The following is a 20266-nucleotide window of genomic DNA, read 5'->3' on the forward strand; positions in this document are numbered from 1 at the left end:
AGACGCAGGAGTCCACCGATGCCCGAGACGCCTTCGCGCGACGACCATTCCGGCGCCCCCGCGGACGAGACCGCGACCACCGGCGCCCCCGTGTCCCGGCGCGCCGCGCGTCAGGCTCAGCAGGGCGCGAGCGGTGACGCACCGACGGGTGCTCCCGCCCCGACGCGGCCGCAGACGACGCCGCGCGCATCCGTCTCCTCGACGGCACCGATCGACGCTCTCTTCGAGGAGAAGGGGCTGGCCGCACCCTCCAGCTCCACGAAGCGACACGATCGTGACCGACGGAAGAGCCGCGTCGCCGCCTGGGGCGTCTTCGTGATCATCCTCGCGATCCTCGGCGGGCTCACCGCGGGAGGCTTCTACGTCTGGAACACCTACGAGGACCAGATCCGTGCGGTCATGGGGTGGGAGGAGCCGAAGGACTTCGACGCCGGACTCGCCGAGGGCGAGGCGAGTGTCACGATCGTCTCGGGTCAGACGGGCGCCGACATCTCTCAGACGCTCTTCGACGCCGGTGTCACCAAGACTTCGGACGCGTTCTACTCGTACCTGATCGACAGCGGCGAGGACCCGAACGTCCTGAAGCCCGGCGTCTACTCGCTGCAGCAGAAGATGACCTCGGAGGCGGCGTTCACGGCGCTCCTCGATCCCGCGAACAAGCAGGAGTACACGGCGCAGCTGCGCGAGGGGCTCACCGTCGCCCAGTCGGTGCCCCGTATCGCCGAGGGCGTCGGTCTGCCCATCGAGGACGTCGAGGCCGCCGTGAAGGACCCCGCCGCCTACGGTGTCAAGGCGCAGAGCCTCGAGGGCTGGCTGTTCCCGGCGACCTACACCTTCGACCCCGACGTCACGGCGACGCAGGTGATCCAGGCGATGGTCGACCGGACGGTGACTGCCCTCGACGATGCCGGCGTCCCGGCCGACCAGCGGGAGCGCATCCTCATCGTCGCCTCGATCATCGAGAAGGAAGCCCGCTACGAGGACGACTTCTACAAGGTCTCGCGCGTCATCGAGAATCGGCTTGACCCGTCGATCAGCGACACGAATGGCAAGCTGCAGATGGATTCGACCGCGCAGTACCCCTTCGCCGATCGGGAGGGTGGCACGAGCTCGCGCGCGGAGGAGCTCGAGGACGACAACCCGTGGAACACCTACGTCAACCCCGGCCTGCCGGTGACGCCCATCGCCAACCCCGGTGAACTCGCCATCAAGGCGGCGCTGGAGCCTGCCGAAGGGCCGTGGCAGTACTTCGTCACCGTCAACCTCGACACCGGCGAGACCGTGTTCTCCGCGACCTTCGCCGAGCACGAGAAGGCCGTCGCGCAGTACCAGAAGTGGTGCCGGGACAACCCCGACGGAGGCTGCTCCTGATGCCGGTCGCCCTGGAGGTCTGGGGCGATCCGATCGAGCACAGCCTGTCGCCGGCGATGCACACGGCCGCCTACGCGCTGCTGGGGTGGGACTGGACCTACGGTCGGCGGCGGGTCGACGAGGCCTCCTTCGCCGATGAGCTCGCCTCGCTCGGCCCCGAGCACCGCGGGCTCTCGCTCACGATGCCCCTCAAGCACGTCGCCTACGCCGCCGCCGGGCAGCACGACGCCCGCGCGGCACTGACCGGCGCGGCGAACACGCTCGTCCGGTCCGGCTCCGGGTGGCATGCCTTCAACACGGATGCCGGGGGCATCGTCGCCGCGTTGGCGGAGGCCGGTGTTGTGGCCGCCGACCGGGCGCGCATCGTCGGTGCGGGGGCGACGGCATCCGCTGCGCTCGTCGCGCTGTCGGAGATCGGCGTGCAGCGGGTGTGGATCGCGGCACGCCGTCCCGCCGCGGCCGCCTCGCTGAAGGACCTGGGGGAGCGGCTCCGGCTCCGCGTCGACGCGGTGCCGCTCCACTCCGCGACTCACGCGTCCGTGGACGTCACGATCGCGACGCTCCCCGGCGGCGTCTCGGTGGACGAGTCCGTCGCGGCTGGTCTCGCCGCCGCCGGCGGCGCACTCCTCGACGTCGTCTACGGCCACTGGCCGACGGATCTGTCGCGGGCGTGGGACCGCATCGGCGCGCCCGCGCAGGGCGGGGCGGGGATGCTGCTGCATCAGGCCGTGCTGCAGATCCGCGCGTTCGCCTCGGGGGGAGTCGATCAGCCGCTGCCGCGCGAGGACGAGGTGGTGGCCGTCATGCGCCGCGCGCTCGTGGGAGACTAGAGCAATGCTCCGCGTGCTCACCGCCGGCGAATCCCACGGCCCCGAACTCGTCGCCATCATGGAGGGTCTGCCCTCCGGCGTGCCCGTCTCGCTCGACGCGATCCGCGCCGACCTCGCCCGCCGCAAGCTCGGCTACGGACGCGGGTCGCGGATGAAGTTCGAGGAGGACGAGCTGAACCTTTCCGGAGGCGTGCGGCACGGCCTCTCGCTGGGCAGCCCGATCGCCCTGCGCATCGGCAACACCGAGTGGCCGAAGTGGGTCGAGGTCATGAACCCGGAACCGGTCGAGATGACCGAGCGCTCGCGCGGGCGCGGCGCCGCTCTGACGCGCCCCCGTCCCGGCCACGCCGACCTCGTCGGCATGCAGAAGTACGACTTCGACGAGGCCCGCCCGATCCTCGAGCGCGCCAGCGCCCGCGAGACCGCGGCGCGCGTCGCGCTCGGCGCGATCGCCCGCGGCTTCCTGTCGGAGCTCGGCATCCGCCTCGTCAGCCACACCCTGTCGATCGGTCCCGTGCAGGTGCCCGAGGGCTCCGCGCTCCCCGGTCCGGACGACGTCGCGACGCTCGATGCCGATCCGCTGCGCTGCTTCGACCCGCAGACGTCCGAGCGCATGGTCGCGGAGGTGGATGCCGCCAAGAAGGACGGCGACACCCTCGGCGGCATCGTCGAGGTACTCGCCTACGGACTGCCGCCGGGGCTCGGCTCGCACGTGCACTGGGATCGCCGCCTCGACGGCAAGCTCGCCCAGGCGCTCATGAGCATCCAGGCGATCAAGGGCGTCGAGGTCGGCGACGGGTTCGAGACCACGCGCCGCCGCGGATCCGCGGCCCACGACGAGCTCTTCGCGACGGCGGACGGCATCACCCGCGCGTCCGACCGCGCCGGCGGCACCGAGGGCGGCATGTCGACGGGCACCGTCCTGCGCGTCCGCGCGGGCATGAAGCCGATCGCGACGGTCCCGCACGCGCTGCGCACCGTCGACGTCGCCACCGGCGACACCGCAGCCGCGCACCACCAGCGCTCGGACGTCTGCGCGGTCCCCGCGGCCGGCGTCGTCGCCGAGGCGATGGTCGCGATCGTGCTGGCCGATGCCGTCCTCGAGAAGTTCGGCGGTGACAGCGTGCGCGAGACGCGGCGGAACCTCGAGACCTACCTCGCGGCGATCCCCGAGACGCTGAAGACGACCCCTGCGTCAGAGGCGGCGCTGCTCGCGCATGACCTCGCCTGAGCGCCAGGCGATCGTCCTCATCGGCCCCATGGGGGCCGGCAAGACGAGCGTCGGCAAGCGCGTCGCGAAGCGATTGGGCCGCAGCTTCACCGACACCGACGCCGCGATCGTCCGTCAGCACGGCCCGATCGCCGATATCTTCGCGACGCACGGCGAGAGTCACTTCCGTGCGCTCGAGCGCGACGCCGTCGCGGCAGCACTCCAGACCGGGGGCGTCGTGTCGCTCGGCGGGGGCGCGGTGCTCGACGAGACCACCCGGCAGCGGCTGCAGGCGCACCGGGTCGCCCTCCTGACGGTCGCCCCGCGCGTCGTCGCGCGTCGGCTCGGCGAGGCGGCGACCCGGCCCCTGCTCACCGCGGGCGACGAGACCCCGATCGCCCGCTGGGAGCGGATCTACGCCGAGCGGCGTCCCGTCTACGAGGCGGTCGCCGATGCGACCTTCGACACCTCGTCGGGCCCGCTCGAGAACATCGTGACCGCCATCGCGGAGTGGGCAGCCCCCTCCGCCGACCCCTTCGGAGCACACGAATGAGCCACACGACCATCAGCGTCACGGGAGCGACGCCGTACGACATCCACGTCGGACGCGGGCTCCTCGCCGGTGTCCGCGAGCACCTCGCGCCCACGGTGAAGAAGGTGCTCGTCGTGCACACGCCGCGGCTCGGCGCGAAGGCCGCCGACCTGCGCGAGACGCTCCTCGCCGACGGCACCCTCGAGGTCCTGACCGCCGAGGTGCCCGACGCCGAGGACGGCAAGCGCATCGAGGTGGCCGCCTTCTGCTGGCAGGTCATGGGGCAGGCCGACTTCACCCGCTCGGACGCGGTCATCGGCTTCGGCGGCGGTGCGGTCACCGATCTCGCCGGGTTCGTCGCGGCATCCTGGCTGCGGGGCGTGCAGATCGTGCAGATCCCGACCACCGTCCTCGGCATGGTGGACGCCGCCGTCGGCGGCAAGACCGGGGTCAACACGGCCGAGGGGAAGAACCTCGTCGGCGCTTTCTGGGCGCCGAGGTCGGTGATCTGCGACCTCGACGTGCTCGACACCCTGCCCCGCAACGAGACCGTGGCGGGCTTCGCGGAAGTGGTCAAGGCGGGCTTCATCTGGTTCCCCGAGATCCTCGACATCGTCGAGCGCGACCCCGAGGCCGCCGTCGACCCGACGACGGCGGAGTTCCGCCGCTGCATCGAGCTCGCCATCGAGATGAAAGCGCGCGTCGTGAGCGAGGACTTCCGCGAGGCGGGCCTGCGCGAGATCCTCAACTACGGCCACACGCTCGGACACGCCATCGAGCACGCCGAGCGCTACCGCTGGCGCCACGGCGCCGCCATCTCGATCGGCATGATGTACGCCGCGGAGCTCTCGCGCCTCGCCGGCCGCCTCTCCGACGAGGACGTCGCCCGGCACCGCCGCATCTTCGATCTGCTCGGGCTGCCCGTGAGCTACCGCATGGACGGGTGGCAGCACCTGCTCGGCGTCATGCAGCGCGACAAGAAAGCCCGCGGCGGGATGCTGCGCTTCATCGTGCTCGACGCGATCGGCAAGCCGACGGTCATGCAGGCGCCCGACGAGTCGATCCTGTTCGCGGCGTACCAGGAGGTCGCCGGGTGACGGATGCCGTCGTCCGGCGGGTGCGCCTGCAGGAGTGGCGGCAGGTCCGCGATCTCCGCCTCCGCGCGCTGCGGGACCCGGTGGCATCGATCGCCTTCCTCTCCACCGCCGAGGAGGCGCTCGCCCAGGCCGACGACTTCTGGCAGCAGCGCACCGCGGACGCCGCGATGGGCGAAGACGCCGCGCAGTTCGTCGCCGTCGCGGGGGAGCGGTGGGTGGGCTCGGTGACCGTGCTGCTGCGCGCGGCGGGCTCGACCGACACCCTCGGCCGGACAGTCGACGCGCCCCAGGCCGACCTCGTCGGGGTCTTCGTCGACGCCGATCACCGCGGCCGCGGCATCCTCGACGCACTCGTGGAGGTGGCCGCGGCGTGGGCGGAGGAAGCGGGCGCAAACGGACTGACGCTCGACGTCCACACCGACAACGCGCGGGCGCAGACGGCCTACCGCCGGCTCGGGTTCACGCCGACGGGGCTCGGCGTCGACACCGCAGCGGGGTTCGAGATCCAGATGCACAGGGCCGCCCGATAGGGTGCTGACGTGTCGACCCGCCGCCTCCTGCTCGTCAACGGACCGAACCTGAACCTGCTCGGCATCCGCGAACCCGAGGTCTACGGCACCGAGACGCTCGCCGACGTCGAATCCCTGGTCGCAAGGACCGCGGCGGAGTCCGGCTACGAGGTGCGCGCCGTGCAGAGCAACCACGAAGGTGTGCTGATCGACGCGATCCACGCGGCCCGCACGGACTGCGCCGGCATCGTCATCAACCCGGGCGGCCTCACCCACACCTCCGTCGTCCTGCGCGACGCCCTCGCGGGTGTCGCCCTGCCCGTCGCCGAGGTGCACATCTCCGACGTGATGGCGCGCGAGGCGTTCCGCCACCACTCCTACGTCGCCGACGTCGCGGTGGTCCATGTCGTCGGGCGTGGCGTCGCGGGGTACGCGGAGGCCACGCGCGCGCTCGTCGCGCGGCTCGCGGACTGACCCGTTCCCGGGGCGGATGCCGCGGCATCCCGTAGAATCGATCGTCGGCCGCTCCGGCCCCCGAACTCATCGAACGGAAAACCGCACTCTCATGGCATCCACTGCAGACATCAAGAACGGCGTCGTCCTGTCCATCGACGGACAGCTCTGGAGCGTCGTCGAGTTCCAGCACGTGAAGCCCGGCAAGGGCGGTGCCTTCGTCCGCACCAAGCTCAAGAACGTCGTCTCGGGCAAGGTCGTCGACCGCACCTACAACGCGGGCGCGAAGATCGAGATCGAGAACGTCGACCGCCGCGACTTCACCTACCTCTACAACGACGGTGACAGCTACGTCTTCATGGACGTGTCGGACTACGACCAGCTGAGCGTGTCCTCGACGGTCGTCGGTGACGCCGCGAACTACCTGCTCGAGAACCAGCAGGTCCAGATCGCGCTGAACAACGGCAACCCGCTGTACGTCGAGATGCCCGCGTCGGTCGTTCTCGAGATCACCTACACCGAGCCGGGCCTGCAGGGCGACCGTTCGTCGGCCGGCACGAAGCCCGCCACCCTCGAGACCGGCTACGAGATCCAGGTCCCGCTCTTCGTCGAGCAGGGCACCAAGGTCAAGGTCGACACGCGCACCGGGGACTACCTCGGCCGCGTGAACTGACCGACCGATGAGCGCACGGAGCAAGGCGCGCAAGCGCGCCCTCGACATCCTGTACCAGTCGGACATCCGCGGCGACGAGCTCGCCGTGACCCTCGCCGCTGAGGCGAAGCGCGCCGCGAGCGAGCCCGCCCGCGAGGCGTCGTGGCTTTACGCGCGCGAGATCGTCGACGGCGTCATCGACACGCAGAGCGAGATCGACGAGCAGATCGTCACCCACGCCCGCGATTGGAAGCTCGAGCGGATGCCCGCGGTCGACCGCGCGATCCTCCGCATCGGCGTGTGGGAGATCCTCCACAACGACGACGTGCCCACGGCCGTCGCGATCGATGAGGCCGTCGAGCTCGCGAAGGAGTTCTCGACCGACGACTCCGGCTCGTTCGTGCACGGCGTGCTCGCCCGCATCGCGCGGAGCTGACACGCGGCATCCGGCGGGCGGCGTCGCTGCGCTCGAGCGGAGATCCGTCTTCGCGAGGACGTTTGCGGCGGCATCCGTCCGCGGGAACGCAGATCTCCGCCGGACGGAAGCCCGGTCAGGCGAGGTGGAGGCCCTGCGCCAGCGCTCGGAGGATCCGATCCTGGACGTCGGGCCACCGGTCCACGACGTCGGCGTACCCGACACGGATCACGGTGTAGCCGTGCAGGGCGAGGAGGGTGTCGTGCGCGTTGTCGGCATCGCGTTGTGCTCCGACGTGATGGCCTCCGTCGATCTGCAGCACGAGCCTGGCCCCGATGAGGAAGTCGACCCGGTGACCGTGCAGATACACCTGGGGGTGGACGGTGGCCGGAATCCAGCGGAGACGGACCGAGACGAAGGTCTCGAGGCCGGAATCGAGGTGAGCACAGGCATCCTCGAGCACGCGCCGCGCGGCCGGACGGAGGGCGTAGCGTCGCATGACCGCCGCGGACACCAGGCCCTGCCGCAGCGCGGAGTCCCAGACGGCGAGCGCCAGTTCGAACGGCCGGCACTCCGCGACGATCGCGAGGACGTTCTCGATGGGGTCCTCCAGCGCGCCCGGCACGCGTGCGATCAGCGGCGCGCTCCAGTGGACGCGCGCGCCGCGCGCAGAAACGGCACCGGATGCCGGTGGCGCGCCCACGTGCGGCCGTGAGGAGTCGTCCAGCGTCCAGAGACCGAGCCGCCGCGCCTGCGTGACGCACGTCAGGACCACGCCCGCGCGTGCCGCGCTGTACAGGAGCGGATCGGCTCCCTGCTCGGCGACCCAGCCGCGGCGCGGTCGTTCCAGGCCCGCCGTGCCGATCCGATGTCGGGAGAACCCGGCATCCCGAAGATCTGAGGTCCGCACCACGCCGCCGCGGTGCCGCACCCATTCGCGGATGTCCATCCGTCGAGCGTGCCCCGATGGCCGCATGCGATCACACTCGCGGGTGTCGTTGGGGGCGAGTGATCCGACCGCAGCGGGTGTGGAGGGATCCAGTGACCGGCACCCGAGCGGAGATCGGCCTTCCAGCGGACGCGCGGGCCACCGTCCTTCCGCGCGAAAGCAGATCTCAGCGTGCGGGGCGGAAGGCGGCGAGCTTCCCGACACCGCGCCCGGCGCGGTGCACGAGGATCCCCGCCCCGACGCCGAGGGCGAGGAAGCAGGCGACGAAGCTCGTGCTCATGAGGACGAGCCCGACCTCGGAGTCCGAGCCGCCGATGGGCAGCACGTCGCCGAGGTCGCCGAGGGACATCCCGACGCCGAAGGCCACGCCGACGTAGGCGGGCAGACCGCAGACGAGCAGCGCGAGGTACGCGAGCGCGACCCACTCCGTCCGGAACACGGGGAACATGATCGCGGCGACGAGGACGGCCGCCGCCAGCGCGACCCCGACGAGCGGGAGGGCGACGGCGAGGGGCGTGAAGACGGGCTCACCGGCCGCCTCGGCGGCGACGGCGATCTGGCCGAGCGTCCGCCCCGGCACGGTCGACAGCTGTGTGAGGATCTGGGTGACGACGTACATCAGCTGCGCGTACAGAACGACGAGGACCGTCCCGGTCACCACGATGGGCGTGCGTACAGGTGTCATGTCTTCCCCCGGAGTCATCCTGGCATGCCGAGCGGGCGCACCCCGTTAGACTGGTCGCACACAAGCAACCTTTAACACCGTCCTGTGAGGCGGAGAAGGGAGCGGCGGATGACTTCGCGCATCGTCTTGCACGACAGCGACATCGCCCGCGCACTCACGCGCATCTCTCACGAGATCCTCGAGTCGAACAAGGGCCCCGATGGGCTCGTGCTCCTCGGGATCCCCACCCGCGGCGTCACCCTCGCCGAGCGGATCGCGGCGCTCATCGCCTCGTTCACCGGAGCCACCGTCCCGGTCGGCGCGCTCGACGTGACGATGTACCGCGACGATCTGCACCGCAACCCGACCCGCACCCCCCGCCCGACGGAGATCCCCGCCGGCGGGATCGACGCCAAGACCGTCGTCCTCGTCGACGACGTGCTCTTCTCGGGGCGATCCATCCGCGCGGCGCTCGACGCGCTGCAGGACATCGGCCGTCCCGCCGCCGTGCGGCTCGCGATCCTCGTCGACCGCGGTCACCGCGAACTGCCGATCCGGCCCGACTTCGTGGGCAAGAACCTGCCGAGCTCGCGCGACGAGCGCGTCAACGTCCGCCTCGCCGACGTCGACGGGGCCGAGGAGGTGACGATCGCGTCATGAGGCACCTGCTCGACACGCGCACCCTCGGCCGCGCCGACGCCCTCCGCATCCTGGACGTCGCCGAGGACATGCGCGACACGCAGTCGCGCGAGATCAAGAAGCTCCCGACGCTCCGGGGCAAGACGGTCGTGAACCTCTTCTTCGAGGACTCGACCCGCACCCGCATCTCCTTCGAGGCGGCGGCCAAGCGGCTCTCCGCCGACGTCATCAACTTCTCCGCGAAGGGGTCGTCCGTCTCCAAGGGCGAGTCGCTCCAGGACACCGCCCAGACCCTGCAGGCGATGGGGGCCGACGCCGTCGTCATCCGCCACGGCGCCTCCGGTGCCCCCCACACGCTCGCGACGAGTGGATGGATCTCCGCCGGCGTCCTGAACGCGGGTGACGGGACCCACGAGCACCCGACGCAGGCGCTGCTCGACGCCTTCACGATCCGCAAGCGCTTCTTCGGCGACGACAGTCGGGGTCGCGACCTGTCGGGCCTGCACGTCGCGATCGTCGGCGACATCCTGCACTCACGCGTCGCCCGGTCGAACGTCTGGCTGCTCACGACCCTCGGGGCGCGCGTCACCCTCGTCGCGCCGCCGACCCTCGTCCCGCAGGACGTGACGGCGTGGCCGGTCACCGTCCTCTACGACCTCGATCAGGCCATCGCCGACGCCCCCGACGCGGTCATGATGCTCCGCATCCAGCTCGAGCGGATGAATGCCGCCTATTTCCCGACTGAGCGGGAGTATTCGCGGCGCTGGGGATTGGATGCCGCGCGGATGGCCGCCCTGCCGACCGATAGCATTGTCCTGCATCCCGGGCCCATGAACCGGGGTCTGGAGATCTCCGCCGACGCCGCCGATTCGCCACGCTCGACCGTTCTCGAACAGGTCGCGAACGGGGTGTCGGTGCGCATGGCGGCGCTCTACCTGCTCCTGGCGGGGGAGCGACCCACCCACGACGCACAGGAGGAGGCTCGATGACCGAGACCACCCTCATCCGCGGAGCGCGGATCGACGGCGGCATCGCCGCCGACATCCTGATCCGGGACGGTGTCATCGCCGAGCTCGGTTCCGGACTCAGCGGCGCCGGGGCGCGGACGGTGGATGCCGACGGCCTGATCGCGCTGCCGGGACTCGTCGACCTGCACACCCACCTCCGCGAGCCCGGCTACGAGGCGTCCGAGACGATCCTCACCGGATCGCGGGCGGCTGCCGCGGGCGGCTACACGACCGTCTTCGCGATGCCGAACACCTCACCCGTCGCCGACACGGCCGGCGTCGTCGAACAGGAGCTCGCCCTCGGCGAGGCCGCGGGCTACGTCCACGTGCAGCCGATCGGCGCCGTCACGGTCGGGCAGAAGGGGGAGCGGCTCGCCGAGCTCGGCGCCATGGCGTCGTCGCGTGCCCGCGTCCGCGTCTTCAGCGACGACGGCTTCTGCGTCTTCGACCCGCTCATCATGCGGCGCGCGCTGGAGTACGTGAAGTCCTTCGACGGCGCCGTCGCGCAGCACGCGCAGGACCCGCGGCTCACCGAGGGCGCGCAGATGAACGAGGGCACCGTCTCGGCGGAGCTCGGGCTGACCGGCTGGCCGGCGGTCGCCGAGGAGTCGATCATCGCCCGCGACGTGCTCCTGGCCGAGCACGTCGGATCGCGCCTGCACGTGTGCCACCTCTCCACCGCGGGATCGGTCGACCTCATCCGGTGGGCCAAGAAGCGCGGCATCCACGTGACCGCCGAGGTCACGCCCCACCACCTGCTGCTCACCGAGGAGCTCGTCCGCGGCTACGACCCGCGGTTCAAGGTGAACCCGCCGCTGCGGCGCGACGAGGACGTGATGGCCGTCCGCGAGGGCCTCGCCGACGGCACGATCGACATCGTCGCCACCGACCACGCACCGCACCCGGCCGAGGCCAAGACGTGCGAGTGGCAGGCGGCGGCGAACGGCATGGTGGGGCTCGAATCGGCGCTCCGCGTCGTCCACGCCGCGATGATCGAGACCGGTCTGCTGGAGTGGGCCGACGTGGCGCGCGTCATGTCGACCGCTCCGGCCCGCATCGGCCGCCTCGCCGACGCCGGCACGCCGCTCGCGGTCGGCGCCCCGGCATCCCTCACCCTCTACGACGCGAACCCGGTCCGCGTGTTCGGCACCGACGACCTGCGGGGCCGGAGCGTCAACTCGCCCTACCTCGGGCGGGAGCTGCCGGGCGAGGTGCGTGCGACGTTCTTCCGCGGGCGACAGACCGTGGCCGACGGCGTCGTCGTCGACGAGGTCGCCCCGTGAGCCGCGAGGCCGCCGGCCTCATCATGGCGGCGGTCGCGGCGCTCCTGATCCTCGCGGGCCTCCTCGCGTGGCGACGACGATCCCGGCGGGATGCGGGCCTGACCGCTCCCGTCGGCGAGGCGCCGGCCGGCGCCACGACGCGACTGCGGTCCGAGGGACTGTACGTCGCGACGACGCGCCACGACGAGCCGCTCGAGCGGCTCGCGATCCGCGGGCTCGCCTTCCGCTCGCGCGTCGACGTCACCGTCACCGACCGCGGCGTCGCGCTCGATCTGACTGGCCAGCCGCGCGTCTTCCTCGCGGCGGACCGCCTCGTCGACGCGGGACAGGCCACGGTCGCCATCGACCGGGTCGTCGAGCGCGACGGGCTCGTCCGCGTCGCGTGGACGACGCCCGAGGGCACTCTCGTCGACAGCTACCTCCGCCCGCAGGACACCTCGGCCCGCTCGCTCGCCGACGCGATCGCCGGGATCCTCCCCGCCACCCCCACTCCCACCTCCCCCCAGCAGACTCCCGGAAGCGACGCATGAGCATTCAGAGATTCCAGGCTCCCGAACCCGCCGTCCTCGTCCTCGAAGACGGTTCCCGCCACCCCGGTCACGCCTACGGCGCGCGCGGCACCACCCTCGGCGAGGTCGTCTTCGCCACCGCGATGACCGGTTACCAGGAGACGATCACCGACCCGTCCTACGCGGGTCAGATCGTCCTGCAGACCGCGCCCCACATCGGCAACACCGGCATGAACGGCGAGGACCACGAGTCGCGCCGCATCTGGGTCTCGGGCTATGTCGTCCGCGACCCGTCGCGCATCGTCTCGAACTGGCGCGCCGACCATTCGCTCGAAGACGCCCTCGTCCGCGACGGCATCGTCGGCATCAGCGGCGTCGACACCCGCGCGGTGACGCGTGTGCTCCGTTCGGCCGGCTCCATGCGCGGCGGCGTCTTCTCGGGGGATGCCGCATCCCTCACCGATGACGAGCAGCTGCGCATCGTGCGCGCGGCTCCCGAGATGAGCGGGCAGAACCTGTCCGCCGACGTCTCGGTCGCCGCCGCCGAGGTGACCCCGGCGGTGGGGGAGAAGATCGGCAACCTCGCGATCCTCGACCTCGGCGTCAAGCAGGCCACCGTGAACAACCTCGCCGCCCGCGGGTTCGAGGTGCACGTCCTCCCGCAGTCGATCACCTTCGCCGACATCCAGGCGATCGACCCGGTGGCGGTCTTCTACTCGAACGGCCCCGGCGACCCCGCGGCATCCGACCGTCACGTCGCACTGCTGCGCGAGGTGCTGGATGCGCGCCTGCCCTTCTTCGGCATCTGCTTCGGCAACCAGCTGTTCGGCCGCGCTCTCGGGTTCGGCACGTACAAGCTGCCCTTCGGGCACCGCGGCATCAACCAGCCCGTCCTCGACAAGACGACCGGTCGCGTCGAGATCACGGCGCACAACCACGGGTTCGCCGTCGACGCGCCCATCGAGGGCGTCATCGACAGCCCGAACGGCTACGGCCGCGTCGAGGTGAGCCACGTCGGTCTCAACGACAACGTGGTGGAGGGCCTGCGTGCCCTCGATCTCCCGGCGTTCAGCGTGCAGTACCACCCCGAGGCCGCTGCCGGCCCGCACGACGCGAACTACCTCTTCGACCGCTTCCGCGACCTCGTGATCGCCACTCAGGAGACGACCCAGAATGCCTAAGCGCGACGACATCAACAGCGTCCTCGTCATCGGATCGGGCCCGATCGTCATCGGTCAGGCCTGCGAGTTCGACTACTCCGGCACCCAGGCGTGCCGGGTCCTCCGCGAGGAGGGCGTGCGCGTCATCCTCGTCAACTCGAACCCCGCGACGATCATGACCGACCCCGACTTCGCCGACGCCACCTACGTCGAGCCGATCACCCCCGAGGTCATCGAGACGATCATCGCCAAGGAGAAGCCCGACGCGATCCTGCCGACCCTCGGCGGCCAGACGGCGCTCAACGCCGCGATGGCGCTGCACGACCGCGGCATCCTCGAGAAGTACGGCGTCGAGCTCATCGGCGCGAAGGTCGACGCCATCCGCAAGGGCGAGGACCGCCAGGTCTTCAAGGAGCTCGTCCTCGAGTCCGGCGCCGATGTCGCGCGCAGCGTCATCGCGCACACGATGGACGACCTGCTCGCCGGCGCCGCCGAGCTCGGCTACCCGCTCGTGGTCCGCCCCTCGTTCACGATGGGCGGCCTGGGCTCCGGGTTCGCGTACGACGAGGAGGACCTCCGTCGCATCGGCGGCGCGGGCCTGCGCGACTCTCCCACGACCGAGGTGCTCCTCGAGGAGTCGATCCTCGGCTGGAAGGAGTACGAGCTCGAGCTGATGCGCGACACCGCCGACAACACGGTTGTCGTCTGCTCCATCGAGAACGTCGACCCGGTCGGCGTGCACACGGGCGACTCGATCACCGTTGCACCTGCGCTGACGCTGACCGACCGCGAGTACCAGAAGCTCCGCGACATCGGCATCGACATCATCCGCGCCGTCGGCGTCGACACCGGCGGCTGCAACATCCAGTTCGCCGTCGACCCGCAGACTGGCCGCATCATCGTCATCGAGATGAACCCGCGTGTCTCGCGCTCGTCGGCCCTCGCCTCGAAGGCGACCGGCTTCCCGATCGCCAAGCTCGCCGCGAAGCTCGCGATCGGCTACCGCCTCGACGAGGTGCCGAACGACATCACGAAGGCGACGCCGGCGAGCTTCGAGCCGACGCTCGACTACGTCGTCGTCAAGGTGCCCCGCTTCAACTTCGAGAAGTTCCCCGCCGCCGACACGACGCTGACGACGACCATGAAGTCGGTGGGCGAGGCGATGGCGATCGGCCGCAACTACACGACCGCCCTGCAGAAGGCGCTGCGCTCCCTCGAGAAGCGCGGCTCGAGCTTCCACTGGGGCCCCGAGGAGCGCTCGGTGGAGGAGCTCCTCGAGATCGCGAAGACCCCGACCGACGGCCGGATCGTCGTGCTGCAGCAGGCGCTGCGCAAGGGCGCGACGCTCGAGCAGGCGTTCGAGGCGACGGCGATCGACCCGTGGTTCCTCGACCAGATGATCCTGATCAACGAGGTCGCCGAGTACATCCGCGAGGCCGACGACCTGACCGAGGACGTCCTGCGCCTCGCGAAGGACCACGGCTTCAGCGACGCCCAGATCGCGGAGATCCGCGGCCTCGGCGAAGCGGAGGTGCGCGGCATCCGTCACAGCATCGGACTGCGCCCGGTCTACAAGACCGTCGACACGTGCGCGGGCGAGTTCCCCGCCCTCACGCCGTACCACTACTCCTCGTACGACCGCGAGACCGAGGTCACACCGAGCGAGGGCCGCAAGGTCGTCATCATCGGCTCGGGACCGAACCGCATCGGCCAGGGCGTCGAGTTCGACTACTCGTGCGTCCACGCGTCCTTCGCGCTGTCGGATGCCGGTTTCGAGACCATCATGGTCAACTGCAACCCCGAGACGGTCTCGACGGACTACGACACGAGCGACCGGCTCTACTTCGAGCCGCTCACACTCGAGGACGTCCTCGAGGTCCTGCACGCCGAGGCGCAGTCGGGGGAGATCGTCGGCGTCGTCTGCCAGCTCGGCGGTCAGACCCCGCTCGGACTCGCGAAGGGGATCGAGGCCGCCGGCTACACGATCCTCGGCACGAAGCCCGCCGCGATCGACATCGCCGAGGAGCGCGAACAGTTCTCGCAGCTGCTCGACCGGGCGGGACTCATGGCGCCGCGCCACGGCACGGCCACCGACGAGGCGGGCGCCATCGCGATCGCCGAGGAGATCGGGTACCCCGTCCTGGTGCGCCCGAGCTTCGTGCTCGGCGGACGCGGCATGGAGATCGTCTACGACACCGAGAGCCTGCGCGACTACTTCGTCCGCATCGCCGACCAGGCGATCATCCGCGAGGACGCGCCGCTGCTCGTGGACCGCTTCCTCGACGACGCCGTGGAGATCGACGTCGACGCGCTCTTCGACGGCGAGCAGCTCTACATCGGCGGCGTCATGGAGCACCTCGAGGAGGCCGGCATCCATTCCGGCGACTCGTCGTGCACCCTGCCGCCGATGTCGCTCGGACGCGGCGAGATCGACCGCGTGCGCACCGCGACCCACGCGATCGCCGAGGGCGTCGGGGTACGGGGCCTGCTGAACGTGCAGTTCGCGGTCTCGGCCGGCGTCCTGTACGTCATCGAGGCCAACCCGCGCGCATCGCGCACCGTGCCGTTCGTGTCCAAGGCCCTCGGCATCCCGATGGCCAAGGCCGCCAGCCGCATCATGGCGGGCGCGTCGATCGCCGAGCTCATCGCCGAAGGCCTCCTGCCCGAGCAGGACGGCTCGCGCGTTCCGCTCGACGCTCCGGTCGCCGTCAAGGAGGCCGTGCTGCCGTTCAAGCGGTTCCGGACCGCGGACGGTCGCACCGTTGACTCGGTCCTCGGTCCCGAAATGCGCTCGACCGGCGAGGTCATGGGCATCGACCGGGACTTCCCGACGGCGTTCGCGAAGAGCCAGGCGGCCGCGTACGGCGGGATGCCGACCTCGGGCACCGTGTTCCTGTCGGTCGCCGACGACGACAAGCGCGCCGTCATCCTGCCCGCCCACCGGTTGCAGGAGCTCGGCTACACGCTCATCGCCACCGAGGGCACGGCCGAGATCCTGGCCCGCAACGGCATCCGGGTGGAGGTCGTCTCGAAGTACTCCGAGACGCAGGACTCCGGTGAGTCGAACGTCGTCGACCTCATCAACGCGGGCGAGATCGACATCGTCGTGAACACGCCCTCGGGCGGCATCGCCCGCGCCGACGGGTACGAGATCCGCGCCGCCGCCGTGGCTGCCGACAAGGCGCTGTTCACGACGATGGCCGTCCTCGGCGCCGCGGTGTCCGCGATGCCGGTCCTCCGCGAGGGCTTCGCGGTCCGTAGCCTCCAGGAGTACGCCGCCGACCGGAAGGCGGCGGTGTGACCTCATTCGGTTCACGGCTGGCCGCGGCGGTCGACGCCCGCGGCCCGCTGTGCGTCGGGATCGACCCCCACGCGTCCCTCCTGGACGCGTGGGGGCTCCCGGCATCCGCTGCGGGCGTCCGCGAGTTCGGCCTGCGCGTGGTGGATGCCGCGCGCACCCGCGTCGGCGTCGTCAAGCCGCAGGTGGCGTTCTTCGAGCGGTACGGGTCGGCGGGGTTCGTCGCACTCGAGGAGGTCATCGGCACCGCGCGGGCGGCGGGGCTCGTCGTGATCGCCGACGCCAAGCGCGGCGACATCGGCACGACGATGGACGGGTACGCCGAGGCGTGGCTGGCGGCCGGGTCCCCGTTGGAATCGGATGCCGTGACGGTCAGCCCGTACCTCGGCCCGGACTCGCTGCGCGGCACGATCGCGACCGCCGTGCGTGCGGGCAAGGGCGTGTACGTCCTCGCCGCGACGAGCAACCCCGAGGCCGCGGGCCTCCAATCCGCCGAGGTCACGGCGGTCGACGCGGAGCGCGGCCAGACGGTGGCCGACTGGGTCGCGCAGCGTGCCGGAGCCGCCAACGCGTCGGCCGTCGTCGGGGACGACAGGTTCGGACCGGTGGGGTTCGTCGTCGGGGCTACAGTGGAACGCGCCGACCTCGGACTGTCGGATGCCTCGCTGCACCGCGCATCGATCCTCGCCCCGGGGTTCGGCGCGCAGGGTGCCCGCCTGCGCGACCTCACCGAGCGGTTCGGTCCGCTCGCTCCGCAGGTGCTCGCCAGTGCGAGCCGCAGCATCCTCGGCGCGGGTCCCGACGGGATCGGCGCGGCCATCGACACCCACAACTCCGAACTCCAGGACGCACGACATGCCTGACTCCCGCACCCCTCCCGAGGTCGACCGCGCCGCCGCATCGCGACGCGCAGTCGCGGCACGCCGCGAGCGTGCCGCGCTCAAGCGCGACGTCTCGACGCGCGTCATCAGCCCGCAGGACCTCCTGCGACGCGCGTGGGCCGAGCCCCAGTCCGCGGCGGCCGCCATGCGCGTGACTGAGTTCCTGACCGCGATCCCGGCCATCGGCGAGGGCAAGCGCGACCGGATCCTCGCCGACCTGCAGATCGCACCGGTGAAGAAGATCGGCGGTCTCGGCATCCGTCAGCGTCAGGTGCTGCAGGAGTACCTCGACCGTCGCCTGCCCGAGCCCCGGGCGCGCGCCGAGCGCAGCCGGCTGATTGTCCTGGCCGGCCCGACCGCGGTCGGCAAGGGCACCGTCGCCGCGCACATCAAGGAGCACCACCCCGAGATCCTGCTGTCGGTCTCGGCCACGACGCGGCCGCCCCGGCCGGGCGAGGTCGAGGGGGAGCACTACTTCTTCGTCGACGACGCGGAGTTCGACCGGATGGTGCGCGACGGCGAGCTCCTCGAGCACGCGACGGTCCACAACGCCTACCGGTACGGCACGCCGCGTCGTCCCATCGACGCCGCCCTCGCCGAAGGACGGACGGTGCTGCTCGAGATCGACCTGCAGGGTGCGCGTCAGGTGCGGGCCGCCGCGCCGGACGCGACGCTCGTCTTCCTTCTGCCGCCGAGCTGGGACGAGCTCGTGAACCGCCTCGTGGGGCGGGGCACCGAGGGCGAGGAGGAGCGGGCACGCCGCCTGAAGACCGCCCGGGTCGAGCTGGCCTCGCAGGGCGAGTTCGACTACCGCGTCGTGAACGACGACGTCGCCCGGGCTGCCGCCGAAGTGGCGGACCTCGCCCGCTGACGCCCGCTGGGAACGATTCGTTTCAGACCGTTACAGCCGATGAGGCGGGACGGCGGCGGTCCGGAAAGCTGGACGCATGTCCACCGTCCTGACCGCCACCGCACCTGCGTCGAGTCCCGCCTCGGCACCCGGGGCGGTGTCGCTCGCGGGTGTGGAACGCACCTTCGCCGGCGCGAACGGCGCCGTCTCGGTGCTCCGCGGCGTCGACCTGACGATCGACCCCGGGGAGATCGTCGCCGTGGTCGGTCCGTCCGGGTGCGGCAAGTCCACGCTCCTGCGTCTGCTGGCAGGCCTCGACACCCCGACCGCGGGGTCGGTGACCGTCGACGGCACGCCGCTCCGCGACACCGACGAGCGCACCGCCGTGGCCTTCCAGGAGCCGCGCCTGCTGCCGTGGCGCAGCATCGCCGAGAACGTCGAACTCGGGATGCCGCGCGGCACCGCGCGCGCCGCGACGAGAGCCCGCGTCGCCGAGCTGCTCGACCTCGTGGGGCTGACCTCCGCCGCGACGCGTCGCCCGAGCGAGGTCTCCGGGGGGATGGCGCAGCGCGCATCCCTCGCGCGCGCCCTCGCCCGCGGACCCGAGGTGCTGCTGCTCGACGAGCCGTTCGGCGCCCTCGACGCGCTCACGCGGCTGCGGATGCAGGACCTCCTCCTCGACATCCACTCCGCCGAACCGACGACCGTCGTCCTCGTGACGCACGACGTCGAGGAAGCCCTCTACCTCGCCGACCGCGTGCTGCAGCTGCGTGCGATCGACGCCGGATCCCCGGAATCCTCGATCGCACGCGTGATCGAGGTCCCCGGCATCCGCCCCCGTGACCGCGCCGATCGCGGCTTCACGGACCTCCGCGCCGAGCTCCTCGACGGACTCGGCGTCGACACCCACCGCTCGACCCCTCAGGAGACCCGATGAGCACCGTCATCCGCCGCACCGCCCCCACGATCGTCGTGGCGGGAGCGGTGATGCTCATGGCCACGGGGTGCCTCGCCGGCGAGAACGCCGCCTCCACCTCCGAGAGCACGGGGGAGTGGTCCACCGACACGCTGTCGATCGACTTCGCGACCTACAACCCGCTGAGCCTCGTCGTGAAGGACCAGGGCCTCATCGAGAAGGCGCTCGGCGACGACGTCGACGTCGAGTGGACGCAGTCCGCCGGGTCGAACAAGGCCAACGAGCTGCTGCGCGCCGGTTCGCTCGACGTCGGCTCCACGGCCGGCTCCGCCGCGCTGCTGGCCCGCGCCAACGGCTCGCCGATCAAGGTCATCGATGTCTACTCGCAGCCCGAGTGGTCGGCGATCGTCGTCGGCCCCGACAGCGACATCACCTCGGTCGCCGACTTGAAGGGCAAGAAGGTCGCGGCGACCAGCGGCACCGACCCGTACTTCTTCCTGCTGCAGGCGCTCGAGACGGCCGGACTCGGCGTCTCGGACGTCGAGGTGCAGAACCTGCAGCACGCCGACGGCCGCTCGGCCCTCGACGGCGGATCGGTCGACGCGTGGGCCGGTCTCGACCCGATCATGGCGGCCGCCGAGGTCGAGTCGGGCGACAAGCTGATCTACCGGAACGTCGACTTCAACTCGTACGGCTTCCTCAACGCGACCGAGGAGTTCCTCACCGACCACGCCGATGTCGCGCAGGTCGTCGTCAACGCATACGAGGAAGCCCGCGAGTGGGCTCTGGCGAACCCCGACGAGACCGCGGCGCTCCTCGCCGAGGTCGCCGGGATCGACCCCGCCGTCGCGACCACCGTCATCTCCGAGCGCTCGAACCTCGACGTCAGCGCCATCCCCGGCGACGCCCAGCTGGCGGTCCTCGAGAAGATCGCTCCGGTGCTCGTCGACTCCGACGCGGTGACCGGTGGGCAGGATGCCGTGGACACGGCGCTCGACACGATCATCGAGCCGACGTTCGCCGAGAAGGCCGCAGGCTGAT

Annotated in this window: 21 protein-coding genes; 19 read left to right on the top strand and 2 right to left on the bottom strand. The window is 71.3% G+C overall.

Features of this window, described 5'->3' with window-relative positions; all coding sequences use genetic code 11:
- Positions 1–18: 18 nt before the first annotated feature.
- From mltG to nusB, 9 genes are all read left to right on the top strand, one after another.
- Positions 19–1371: an endolytic transglycosylase MltG gene (gene mltG / locus Q9S36_RS01905; RefSeq protein ID WP_311283729.1), complete on the top strand. Its 1353-nt coding sequence runs from the start codon at positions 19–21 to the stop codon at positions 1369–1371.
- Positions 1371–2201: a shikimate dehydrogenase gene (locus Q9S36_RS01910; protein WP_311283730.1), complete on the top strand. Its 831-nt coding sequence runs from the start codon at positions 1371–1373 to the stop codon at positions 2199–2201. Before mltG ends, Q9S36_RS01910 begins: the two co-directional genes overlap by 1 nt.
- Positions 2202–2205: 4 nt before the next feature.
- Positions 2206–3432 carry a chorismate synthase gene (aroC, locus tag Q9S36_RS01915; RefSeq protein WP_253035565.1) on the top strand — a complete coding sequence of 409 codons (1227 nt, stop codon included), beginning with the start codon at positions 2206–2208 and terminating at the stop codon, positions 3430–3432.
- Positions 3419–3964, top strand: a complete 546-nt coding sequence (locus tag Q9S36_RS01920) for a shikimate kinase (protein WP_311283731.1) — start codon at positions 3419–3421, stop codon at positions 3962–3964. The genes aroC and Q9S36_RS01920 overlap by 14 nt, the downstream gene beginning before the upstream one ends.
- Positions 3961–5040 carry a 3-dehydroquinate synthase gene (aroB, locus tag Q9S36_RS01925; protein ID WP_064002082.1) on the top strand — a complete coding sequence of 360 codons (1080 nt, stop codon included), beginning with the start codon at positions 3961–3963 and terminating at the stop codon, positions 5038–5040. The genes Q9S36_RS01920 and aroB overlap by 4 nt, the downstream gene beginning before the upstream one ends.
- Positions 5037–5570: a GNAT family N-acetyltransferase gene (locus tag Q9S36_RS01930; RefSeq protein ID WP_311283732.1), complete on the top strand. Its 534-nt coding sequence runs from the start codon at positions 5037–5039 to the stop codon at positions 5568–5570. The genes aroB and Q9S36_RS01930 overlap by 4 nt, the downstream gene beginning before the upstream one ends.
- A 9-nt stretch (positions 5571–5579) precedes the next feature.
- Entirely contained in the window at positions 5580–6023 is a 444-nt protein-coding gene (locus Q9S36_RS01935) for a type II 3-dehydroquinate dehydratase (protein ID WP_311283733.1), read from the top strand.
- A gap of 91 nt (positions 6024–6114) precedes the next feature.
- Entirely contained in the window at positions 6115–6675 is a 561-nt protein-coding gene (gene efp, locus Q9S36_RS01940) for an elongation factor P (RefSeq protein WP_064002079.1), read from the top strand.
- 7 nt (positions 6676–6682) lie between these two features.
- On the top strand, positions 6683–7090 hold the full coding sequence (nusB, locus tag Q9S36_RS01945) for a transcription antitermination factor NusB (protein WP_311283734.1): 408 nt from the start codon (positions 6683–6685) through the stop codon (positions 7088–7090).
- A gap of 115 nt (positions 7091–7205) precedes the next feature.
- Here the strand turns inward: nusB and Q9S36_RS01950 are convergent, their stop codons facing one another.
- Both Q9S36_RS01950 and Q9S36_RS01955 read right to left on the bottom strand, forming a co-directional pair.
- Positions 7206–8018 carry a DUF559 domain-containing protein gene (locus Q9S36_RS01950; protein ID WP_311283735.1) on the bottom strand — a complete coding sequence of 271 codons (813 nt, stop codon included), beginning with the start codon at positions 8016–8018 and terminating at the stop codon, positions 7206–7208.
- Between the two features lie 166 nt (positions 8019–8184).
- Positions 8185–8703 (bottom strand): hypothetical protein, encoded by a 519-nt coding sequence (locus tag Q9S36_RS01955; RefSeq protein WP_311283736.1) that lies wholly within the window; start codon positions 8701–8703, stop codon positions 8185–8187.
- Between the two features lie 108 nt (positions 8704–8811).
- Here Q9S36_RS01955 and pyrR point away from each other — a divergent pair, with 108 nt between their 5' ends.
- From pyrR to Q9S36_RS02005, 10 genes are all read left to right on the top strand, one after another.
- On the top strand, positions 8812–9342 hold the full coding sequence (pyrR, locus tag Q9S36_RS01960) for a bifunctional pyr operon transcriptional regulator/uracil phosphoribosyltransferase PyrR (RefSeq protein WP_064002075.1): 531 nt from the start codon (positions 8812–8814) through the stop codon (positions 9340–9342).
- Positions 9339–10310: an aspartate carbamoyltransferase catalytic subunit gene (locus Q9S36_RS01965; protein ID WP_217531931.1), complete on the top strand. Its 972-nt coding sequence runs from the start codon at positions 9339–9341 to the stop codon at positions 10308–10310. Before pyrR ends, Q9S36_RS01965 begins: the two co-directional genes overlap by 4 nt.
- Complete coding sequence (locus tag Q9S36_RS01970) at positions 10307–11611, top strand: dihydroorotase (protein ID WP_311283737.1); 1305 nt, start codon at positions 10307–10309, stop codon at positions 11609–11611. Before Q9S36_RS01965 ends, Q9S36_RS01970 begins: the two co-directional genes overlap by 4 nt.
- Positions 11608–12141: a hypothetical protein gene (locus Q9S36_RS01975; protein WP_253035574.1), complete on the top strand. Its 534-nt coding sequence runs from the start codon at positions 11608–11610 to the stop codon at positions 12139–12141. The genes Q9S36_RS01970 and Q9S36_RS01975 overlap by 4 nt, the downstream gene beginning before the upstream one ends.
- A complete protein-coding gene (gene carA, locus Q9S36_RS01980; protein WP_311283738.1) occupies positions 12138–13301 on the top strand; it encodes a glutamine-hydrolyzing carbamoyl-phosphate synthase small subunit in 1164 nt (387 codons plus the stop codon). The genes Q9S36_RS01975 and carA overlap by 4 nt, the downstream gene beginning before the upstream one ends.
- A complete protein-coding gene (carB, locus tag Q9S36_RS01985; protein ID WP_311283739.1) occupies positions 13294–16581 on the top strand; it encodes a carbamoyl-phosphate synthase large subunit in 3288 nt (1095 codons plus the stop codon). The genes carA and carB overlap by 8 nt, the downstream gene beginning before the upstream one ends.
- Positions 16578–17441: an orotidine-5'-phosphate decarboxylase gene (pyrF, locus tag Q9S36_RS01990; protein WP_311283740.1), complete on the top strand. Its 864-nt coding sequence runs from the start codon at positions 16578–16580 to the stop codon at positions 17439–17441. Before carB ends, pyrF begins: the two co-directional genes overlap by 4 nt.
- Complete coding sequence (gene gmk, locus Q9S36_RS01995) at positions 17434–18330, top strand: guanylate kinase (RefSeq protein ID WP_064002068.1); 897 nt, start codon at positions 17434–17436, stop codon at positions 18328–18330. The genes pyrF and gmk overlap by 8 nt, the downstream gene beginning before the upstream one ends.
- A 76-nt stretch (positions 18331–18406) precedes the next feature.
- Positions 18407–19246 (top strand): ABC transporter ATP-binding protein, encoded by an 840-nt coding sequence (locus tag Q9S36_RS02000; protein WP_311283741.1) that lies wholly within the window; start codon positions 18407–18409, stop codon positions 19244–19246.
- Positions 19243–20265 (top strand): aliphatic sulfonate ABC transporter substrate-binding protein, encoded by a 1023-nt coding sequence (locus Q9S36_RS02005; protein WP_311283742.1) that lies wholly within the window; start codon positions 19243–19245, stop codon positions 20263–20265. Before Q9S36_RS02000 ends, Q9S36_RS02005 begins: the two co-directional genes overlap by 4 nt.
- The last annotated feature ends 1 nt before the right edge of the window (position 20266 follow it).

Source organism: Microbacterium sp. ARD31 (assembly GCF_031844425.1).

What these genes read in the sequence shown, in the direction of transcription:
- mltG (WP_311283729.1), top strand. Translation starts at nt 19, where the DNA reads ATGCCCGAGACGCCTTCGCGCGACGACCATTCCGGCGCCCCCGCGGAC.
- Q9S36_RS01910 (WP_311283730.1), top strand. Translation starts at nt 1,371, where the DNA reads ATGCCGGTCGCCCTGGAGGTCTGGGGCGATCCGATCGAGCACAGCCTG.
- aroC (WP_253035565.1), top strand. Translation starts at nt 2,206, where the DNA reads ATGCTCCGCGTGCTCACCGCCGGCGAATCCCACGGCCCCGAACTCGTC.
- Q9S36_RS01920 (WP_311283731.1), top strand. Translation starts at nt 3,419, where the DNA reads ATGACCTCGCCTGAGCGCCAGGCGATCGTCCTCATCGGCCCCATGGGG.
- aroB (WP_064002082.1), top strand. Translation starts at nt 3,961, where the DNA reads ATGAGCCACACGACCATCAGCGTCACGGGAGCGACGCCGTACGACATC.
- efp (WP_064002079.1), top strand. Translation starts at nt 6,115, where the DNA reads ATGGCATCCACTGCAGACATCAAGAACGGCGTCGTCCTGTCCATCGAC.
- nusB (WP_311283734.1), top strand. Translation starts at nt 6,683, where the DNA reads ATGAGCGCACGGAGCAAGGCGCGCAAGCGCGCCCTCGACATCCTGTAC.
- Q9S36_RS01950 (WP_311283735.1), bottom strand. Translation starts at nt 8,018, where the DNA reads ATGGACATCCGCGAATGGGTGCGGCACCGCGGCGGCGTGGTGCGGACC.
- Q9S36_RS01955 (WP_311283736.1), bottom strand. Translation starts at nt 8,703, where the DNA reads ATGACACCTGTACGCACGCCCATCGTGGTGACCGGGACGGTCCTCGTC.
- pyrR (WP_064002075.1), top strand. Translation starts at nt 8,812, where the DNA reads ATGACTTCGCGCATCGTCTTGCACGACAGCGACATCGCCCGCGCACTC.
- Q9S36_RS01965 (WP_217531931.1), top strand. Translation starts at nt 9,339, where the DNA reads ATGAGGCACCTGCTCGACACGCGCACCCTCGGCCGCGCCGACGCCCTC.
- Q9S36_RS01970 (WP_311283737.1), top strand. Translation starts at nt 10,307, where the DNA reads ATGACCGAGACCACCCTCATCCGCGGAGCGCGGATCGACGGCGGCATC.
- carA (WP_311283738.1), top strand. Translation starts at nt 12,138, where the DNA reads ATGAGCATTCAGAGATTCCAGGCTCCCGAACCCGCCGTCCTCGTCCTC.
- carB (WP_311283739.1), top strand. Translation starts at nt 13,294, where the DNA reads ATGCCTAAGCGCGACGACATCAACAGCGTCCTCGTCATCGGATCGGGC.
- gmk (WP_064002068.1), top strand. Translation starts at nt 17,434, where the DNA reads ATGCCTGACTCCCGCACCCCTCCCGAGGTCGACCGCGCCGCCGCATCG.
- Q9S36_RS02000 (WP_311283741.1), top strand. Translation starts at nt 18,407, where the DNA reads ATGTCCACCGTCCTGACCGCCACCGCACCTGCGTCGAGTCCCGCCTCG.
- Q9S36_RS02005 (WP_311283742.1), top strand. Translation starts at nt 19,243, where the DNA reads ATGAGCACCGTCATCCGCCGCACCGCCCCCACGATCGTCGTGGCGGGA.